The organism is Salinicola sp., from assembly GCF_982684285.1.
Genome location: NZ_CEXLVS010000215.1, coordinates 1 through 7,084, shown reverse-complemented (window position 1 = coordinate 7,084; position 7,084 = coordinate 1). Strand labels below are relative to the sequence as shown.

7 protein-coding genes are annotated in these 7,084 nt (G+C 66.4%); 2 read left to right on the top strand and 5 right to left on the bottom strand.

Features of this window, described 5'->3' with window-relative positions:
* Positions 1 to 592, top strand: a 592-nt coding sequence (locus AC3AYF_RS16215; protein WP_487780006.1) for an oligopeptide/dipeptide ABC transporter ATP-binding protein, incomplete at its 5' end; no start/stop codon positions are given.
* A gap of 52 nt (positions 593 to 644) precedes the next feature.
* Here AC3AYF_RS16215 and AC3AYF_RS16210 read toward each other — a convergent pair.
* The 4 genes from AC3AYF_RS16210 to ugpB form a co-directional block, all read right to left on the bottom strand.
* Positions 645 to 1,751 (bottom strand): ABC transporter ATP-binding protein, encoded by a 1,107-nt coding sequence (locus AC3AYF_RS16210; protein ID WP_295037804.1) that lies wholly within the window; start codon positions 1,749 to 1,751, stop codon positions 645 to 647.
* A gap of 22 nt (positions 1,752 to 1,773) precedes the next feature.
* Positions 1,774 to 2,619 carry a sn-glycerol-3-phosphate ABC transporter permease UgpE gene (gene ugpE / locus AC3AYF_RS16205; RefSeq protein WP_487780005.1) on the bottom strand — a complete coding sequence of 282 codons (846 nt, stop codon included), beginning with the start codon at positions 2,617 to 2,619 and terminating at the stop codon, positions 1,774 to 1,776.
* Positions 2,619 to 3,494, bottom strand: coding sequence for a sn-glycerol-3-phosphate ABC transporter permease UgpA (ugpA, locus tag AC3AYF_RS16200; RefSeq protein ID WP_295037806.1), 876 nt, complete (start codon positions 3,492 to 3,494; stop codon positions 2,619 to 2,621). Before ugpA ends, ugpE begins: the two co-directional genes overlap by 1 nt.
* Positions 3,495 to 3,561: 67 nt before the next feature.
* Entirely contained in the window at positions 3,562 to 4,884 is a 1,323-nt protein-coding gene (gene ugpB, locus AC3AYF_RS16195) for a sn-glycerol-3-phosphate ABC transporter substrate-binding protein UgpB (RefSeq protein WP_295037807.1), read from the bottom strand.
* 297 nt (positions 4,885 to 5,181) lie between these two features.
* On the opposite strand from ugpB, the gene AC3AYF_RS16190 reads away from it, so the two are divergent.
* Complete coding sequence (locus tag AC3AYF_RS16190; RefSeq protein ID WP_295037808.1) at positions 5,182 to 5,628, top strand: universal stress protein; 447 nt, start codon at positions 5,182 to 5,184, stop codon at positions 5,626 to 5,628.
* A 10-nt stretch (positions 5,629 to 5,638) separates the two neighbouring features.
* Here AC3AYF_RS16190 and sbmA read toward each other — a convergent pair whose 3' ends face one another.
* The gene (gene sbmA, locus AC3AYF_RS16185) at positions 5,639 to 6,877 is read right to left on the bottom strand and encodes a peptide antibiotic transporter SbmA (RefSeq protein ID WP_487780004.1); all 1,239 of its coding nucleotides are present in this window, start codon (positions 6,875 to 6,877) and stop codon (positions 5,639 to 5,641) included.
* Positions 6,878 to 7,084 lie beyond the last annotated feature (207 nt).

Sequence of the window (7,084 nt, the reverse complement as noted above, 5' to 3'; positions counted from 1 at the left end):
GGAGATGATCGCCAAGGTGGGCCTGCGCCCCGAACATGCCGATCGCTATCCGCACATGTTCTCCGGCGGCCAGCGCCAGCGCATCGCCATTGCGCGGGCGCTGATGCTCAACCCCAAGATCCTGGTGCTGGACGAGCCGGTGTCGGCGCTGGACCTGTCGATCCAGGCCCAGGTGCTCAACCTGCTGGCGGATCTGCAGGAGGAGTTCGGGCTGGCCTACGTGTTCATCTCCCATGACCTGTCGGTGGTGCGCCGCATCGCCGACGACGTGATCGTGATGTACTTCGGCCAGCCGGTGGAGACCGGGCCGGCGGAGGAGGTCTTCACCACGCCGCGCCATCCCTACACCCAGGCGCTGTTCTCGGCCACGCCGGTGGCGGACCCCAACCGCCGCCGCGAGCGCGTCCACCTCAAGGGCGAACCGCCGTCGCCGCTGGCGCCGCCGCCGGGCTGCCCGTTCGCGCCGCGCTGCCATCTGGCGACCGAGGAGTGTACCCAGCTCGACCCGCCGCTGGATCCCGTCAACGACCGGGTCGCGGTAGCCTGTATCCATGTCGATCAGGCCGCCGCCAAATACGCCGTGGCGGGCTGACGCGACGCGGGACACGCGGGCGTGGATCTGCGCCGGTCGGTGGGCGAGAAGATCAGACGGCGAAGAGGGATGACAGCGGCGTCAGCCTTGCCGCATGTTCGAGGCGGCGATCCTGGTCGTCGAACAGGTGCAGCGGGCCGTCGACGGCCAGCCGGATCGCGCCCTGCTGTCGAATGCCGGATGCGGCCAGCGCCGTCATCGGCAGCCTGGCTGTCAGCGGCTCGTGATGTTCCGGCAGCCGGCAGTGAACCAGGGCATCCACGCCCAGCGGTTCGATCATCTCCACTTTGCCTGCCAGCTCTCCCTGCGGGTCGAGTCTCAAGTGCTCCGGGCGCAGGCCGAGCGTGGCCGCCCGCGTGGTCGCCCCAGGGTCGCCGGAGAGCTGGAGCCCAGCACACAGGTGGGCGCCGTCGCGAGCCCGTTTGACGGGTATCAGGTTCATCGCCGGCGAGCCGATGAAGCGGGCCACGAAGCAGCTGGCGGGGGCCTCGAACAGGCTCATCGGTGTACCGATCTGCTCGATGCGGCCTTCGCGCATCACCACCAGGCGGTCGGCCAGGGTCATCGCCTCCACCTGGTCGTGAGTGACGTAGAGCATGCTCGCGCCCAGCCGCTGCTGCAGGCGTCGGATCTCCTGGCGCATCTGCACCCGCAGCGCGGCGTCGAGGTTGGAGAGCGGCTCGTCGAACAAGAATAGGGCTGGCTCGCGGACGATGGCGCGCCCCATGGCGACGCGCTGGCGCTGTCCACCGGAGAGCTGGCGGGGACGACGCTCGAGCAGGGCATCGATACCCAGCAGGGTCGCCGCCTCGTGCACCCGACGCTCGATTTCCGCGCGCGGGCGCCGCTGCAGCTTGAGCGCGTAGGCCATGTTGTCGAACACGCTCATGTGCGGATAGAGCGCGTAGTTCTGGAACACCATCGCCACCCCGCGCTGGGCCGGCTCCAGGGCATTGGCGACGGTCCCGCCGATGATCAACTGGCCACCACTGATGGCTTCGAGCCCCGCCACCATGCGCAGTAGCGTGGACTTCCCGCAGCCCGACGGGCCCACCACGACCATCAGCTCGCCCGCCTCCAGGGTCAGGTCCAGCGCCTCGACGGCTCGATGGCCGCCCGGGTAGGTCTTGGACAACTGGCGGCAGGTCAGCGTGGCCATGGTGGCTCTCCACGGTTGGAAATCATTTCTCGGTATCGGTCAGGCCGCGCACGAAGAAGCGCTGCATGGCGATGATGACCGCCACCGGCGGCAGCACGGTCATCACCGCCATGGCGGTGGCCAGTTGCCAGGGCGGCAGGGTGTCGGTGGACTGCACCAGATTCTTCAGGCTGATCACGGCGGTGGCGTGTTCCGGCGAGTTGGCCGCCAGCAGGGGCCACAGGTACTGATTCCAGCCGTAGATGAACATGATCACGAACAGCGCCGCCAGGTTGGTCTTCGACAGTGGTAGCACGAAGTCCTTCAGGAAGCGCAGCGGTCCGGCGCCGTCGAGTCGGGCGGCCTCGAACAGCTCCTGGGGCAGGCTCATGAAGCTCTGGCGGAGCAGGAAGGTGGCGGTGGCCGAGGCGATCAGCGGCAGGATCATGCCGGCGTAGGTGTCGATCAGCCCGAAGCGTGCCACCACGCCGTAGGTCGGCACGATGCGCACCTCCACCGGCAGCATCAGGGTGACGAAGATCAGCCAGAAGCAGAGCGTGCGGCAGGGAAAGCGGAAGAAGACGATGGCGTAGGCGGCCAGTAGCGAGATGGCGATCTTGCCGATCGCGATGCCGAGCGCCATCACCAGCGAGTTGGCGAGCAGGCGCAGGGCGCTGACACCGAGCCCCGCGATCGGCTGTGACAGCAACTGCCAGTAGTTGGCCAGCCCCTCGCCGCCGAACCACAGCGGGGCGATGCCGCTCTGCAGCGCTCCGGCGCTGTAGGTGGAGGCGGTGAGCGCCAGCCACAGCGGCAGTCCGAACACGATCACGCCGAGGATCAGCAGCAGATGGGTCAGCCGGTCTAGGAGGGGGCGATCGTAGCGCATCAGTACTGCACCTGGCGTTCGAGGTAACGGAACTGGACGAAGGTGAGTGCGCCGACCAGCACCATCAGCAGCACCGACTGGGCGCTGGAGCCGCCGAGGTCGCGGCCCACGAATCCATCCTCGTAGAGCTTGTAGACCAGGGTGCGGGTGGCGCCGCCCGGACCACCGAGGGTGGTGTTGTCGATGGTGGCGAAGGTCTCGAACAGCACGTAGACGCTGTTCATGACCAGCAGGAAGAAGGCGGTCGGCGAGAGCAGCGGCAGCGTGATGCCGATGAAGCGCCGGAACGGCCCGGCGCCGTCGATGGCCGCGGCTTCCAGCAACGAGGTCGGGATCATCTGTAGGCCGGCGAGAAAGAACACGAAGTTGTAACTCATCTGCTGCCAGATCGAGGCGATCACCACCAGCGCCAGCGCCTGCCCGGGATGCAACTGCGCGTCCCAGTGCACGCCGAAGCCGGCCAGGACGTGGGTCAGCACGCCGAGCACCGGGTCGAACATGAACAGCCACAAAAGCCCTGCCACCGCCGGTGCCACCGCGTAGGGCCAGGTGAGCAGGACGCGATAGAGCCTGGCACCATGGAGCACGCGATCGGCGAGTACCGCCAGCAGCAGCGCCAGCAGCATGGCGCCGGCGGCCACCAGTACGCTGAAAAGCACCGTCACGCCCATGGCTTGCCAGTATCCCGACGAGGCCATGACCCGCTGGAAGTTCGCCAGGCCCACGAATCGTTCGCCGAGCCCGAAGGCATCCTGGACATAGAATGCCTGGCGCAGAGAGTCCGCGGCCGGCCAGAAGAAGAAGACGGCCACGATGGCGAGCTGTGGCGCCAGCAGCAGCCAGGGTGTGAAACGATGGCGCTCGAAGGTGGTCATCGGTGATTCGGCGGGCGGCTTGCGCCGCCCGCCGCTAGCAGGGAGAAAACGAGAATCGGCGCCAACGTCAGTGCGCCACGCTCTGCTGGAACTGCGCCAGCTCCTGGTTGCCACGCCGGGCGGCCTCGCTCAGCGCCTGGGCGGCGGGCTCGCTGCCGTTGAACGCCTTCTCCAGCTGCTCGGCGATGATGTTGCGGATCTGCGGCATGTTGCCCAGGCGCACGCCACGGCCGTTGTCATTCGGCGTGCCCCGGGTCAGTTGGTCGATCGCCACGCTGGCCCCTGGGTTGTCCGCGTAAAAGCCCTGGGATTTCAGGCGCTGGTATGCGGCGGTGGTGATCGGCACGTAGCCCGTGAAGCTTGCCCAGTCGGCCTGAATGGCGGGGGACGAGAGGAAGTTCAGGAACTTGGCCACGCCGCGGTAGACCGCGTCCGACTGGCCCCGCATGACCCACAGCGAGGCGCCGCCGATGATCGAGTTCCTGGGCTGGTTCACCGCCTTGGCGTCATAGGGCAGCGGGGCGATGCCGAAGGTGAACTTGCCCTCGGCGGCCTCCTGGATGCCGGCCCGCGAGGCGGAGGAGGTGGTCAGCATGGCGCAGCGGCCCGACTGGAACCGCTTGGTGCCGCTGTCGGCGCGGCCGCCATATTCGAAGGCGTGGCTCTTCTGCCACTCGGCTAGGTCCTGAATGTGGGCCACGGTCGCCTCCTGCTTGTCGAAGACCAGGCGAGCGTCGGTGCCATCGAAGCCGTTGGCATGGGTGGCGAAGGGCAGGTCATCGATGGCGCTGAAGTTCTCGAGTTGCGTCCAGCTTGGCCAGGCGGTGGTCAGCCCGCATTCTGAGGCGCCGCTTTCGACCAGCTTGTGGGCCGCCTCACCCACCGCTTTCCAGGTCGCCGGTGGCATCTCGATCCCGGCCTTCCGGAACGCATCCTTGTTGTAGTAGAGCACCGGGGTGGAGGAGTTGAACGGCATCGACAGCATTTGACCGTTGCTCGAGGTGTAGTAGCTCTTCACCGCGGGCAGGAAGGCGTCGGGATCGAACGGCGTGTCGGTTTCCTCCATCAACTGATGGATCGGATAGATCGCGCCCCGCGCGTTCATCATCGTCGCGGTGCCCACTTCGAAGACCTGAGTGATGGCCGGGGCCTGATTGGCGCGGAAGGCAGCGATGGTCGCGGTGAGATTGTCGCTGTAGCTGCCTTTATAAACGGGCTTGACCACATACTCGCCCTGCGAGGCGTTGAACTCGTCGGCGATCTCGTTGACCTTCTCGCCGAGCACGCCCTCCATGGCATGCCACCAGGTGATGGTGGTCGCCGCCTGGGCCGAGGAGGAGAGTGACAGGGTCGCCAGAGCGGCGTAGCAGAACAGGTGATGAAGTCGCACGGCAATGTCTCCGGGCAAGTCGAGCGGGAGGAGTGGGGTACTGGTGGCGTACCTTAGAAGAGAAAGATGTCAGTCCGATGGCCGTGCCGTGACGGTGCTTTATCCCTGCGCCGGGTCGAGGCGGGCACCCATCTGCTCCTGCGACCTTTTGCGGCCTTCCCCATGGCGCTGGATTGGCTACGCTGAGCGAGAGTCCGGTGTCCTGCCCGTCTGGCGAAACACCGGCGTCTACCGCGACCGACGTTGCGCGGTCTTCCTGTGACCCGTGAATCGATCGCCAACCAGGGGGGAGCGACCATGTCTCAACGGATTCTGGTACCGATCGACGGTTCCACCAGTGCGCGCAAGGCGCTGGAGCACGCACGCCTCATCCAGCGCGCGACCCAGGCCCGGATTCACCTGCTGCACATTCCCGAGGTGCCGATAGCCAAGGATGCGCTAGGCGCGAAAGTCGGTGCCGCGCCGGCCGACTATACGCCGGAGAAAGGGCGCCTGGCGGGGGAGCGCCTGCTCGAGGAAGCCTGGCAGGCGGTGGCCGGCGATGGGGAGGACGTGACCTATCACGTCGTGGAAGGGAGACCCGCCCAGGTGATCGTCCAGCAGGCGGCCGACCTCGGGGTCGACATGATCGTCATGGGCAGCCGCGGCCTCAGCGATCTCAAGAGCCTGATGGTGGGCAGCGTGTCGCACAAGGTGTCGCATATTGCGCCCTGCCCGGTGATCACGCTGCATGTGCCGGATTAGGCACGGCCGGTCAGGCGCCCGGTGCCGGATCCGGGCGCGCCGGCGGCGCGGCTTGGCCCTCGATCACCGCCTCGAACGTGCGTAGCCGTTTGACGATCGAGAGCAGCTCGATGATCGTCGACCAAGAGTTGACCAGGTACTGGAACGATTCGCGAACCTGGCCGAACACGTTGAGCACCTGCTGCAGCAGACCCAGGGTCAGCTTGCCGGCGACGATCGACGGCGTCAGCACCACGAACGCGAAGATCGTGTCCGCCTGCAGGTAGAAGATGCGGGCGATGTTGAAGTAGGCGTAGTGCCAGTAGAGGCGGAAATAGTTGTGACGCACGCGGGAAAAGAGCCCGGCCACCGCGGTCGGCTCGGCGCGCGAGGGGTCGTCTTCGCCATAGACCAGCTCCTTGCGGTAGGCCGCCTCCACGCGCTGGTTGCGAAACTCGAGCCCCGGCAGCTTGATCCCCACCAGCGCCAGAAACAGCGTGCCGAACACGGACCACACGACCGCCGCCCATACCAGCGCATCGGAGACATGGCCGACCAGCGGCAGCTCGGTGATGTTCTTCGACATCGCCACCAGCAGCGGCAGGAAGGCGATCAGCGTCAGCACCGCCTTGAGCAGGTTGACGCCCAGACCTTCCAGCGTGGTCGAGAAGCGCATGGTGTCTTCCTGGACACGCTGGGCCGCACCTTCCACGTGCCGGAGCCGCGGCCAGTGCGCCATGTAATAGTCGTTCATCGCCGTACGCCAACGGAAGATATAGTGGCTGACGAAGAACAGGTTGAACACGCCCACCGTCACCGCGACGAAGGCGATGCCGGCGAAAGTGAGCATCTCCCGGTAGAGATCCAGGGCGGTCACGTCGCTGCCACCGGCGAGCGCTTGCTGCACCATGTCCCAGAACGGACCGTACCAGGCGTTGACCGCGACGCTGGTCTGCACGGAGAAGTAGGTCAAAAACACGATCAGTGCGGTGCCCAGGAGCGACCAGTACTGCCACCGGTGCGGGGCGAAACGAAACCACGCGGCGGCGAACAGCCCGACACAGAGCGCGTAGTAGAGGTAGAACCAGAGAAACGGCGCCGACCAGAAGCGGGAGACGCCGATCGGCAGGGAGGTCTCGTCCGCTGGCGGCAGCCCGATGGCGGCGCCCCAGGTGCTGGCGGCGGACTCCCACAGGGCGATGGCGAATAGCACCCATCCCAGGGCGGTGAAGAAGAACAGCGACGGCTTGGGAAAGAACGATCGGAACACGGTGACGGCCCTGCGGTTGTCGATGAACGGCGAAGCAGCGCCATGACGGCACTGCCGCGGTCATTCATCGACCTCGAGCCGGTTGTTACGTTCCCTTACCCGGGTGGTGGCCCCGGCCAGTCGTCTCCGAGGGTGTCTACAAAATGCCTGCGCTCGGCAATACGGCGTTGAAATCGACCTCGTACGCGAGCCCGGTCAAAATACTCA

What these genes read in the sequence shown, in the direction of transcription:
- AC3AYF_RS16210 (WP_295037804.1), bottom strand. Translation starts at nt 1,751, where the DNA reads ATGGCCACGCTGACCTGCCGCCAGTTGTCCAAGACCTACCCGGGCGGC.
- ugpE (WP_487780005.1), bottom strand. Translation starts at nt 2,619, where the DNA reads ATGCGCTACGATCGCCCCCTCCTAGACCGGCTGACCCATCTGCTGCTG.
- ugpA (WP_295037806.1), bottom strand. Translation starts at nt 3,494, where the DNA reads ATGACCACCTTCGAGCGCCATCGTTTCACACCCTGGCTGCTGCTGGCG.
- AC3AYF_RS16190 (WP_295037808.1), top strand. Translation starts at nt 5,182, where the DNA reads ATGTCTCAACGGATTCTGGTACCGATCGACGGTTCCACCAGTGCGCGC.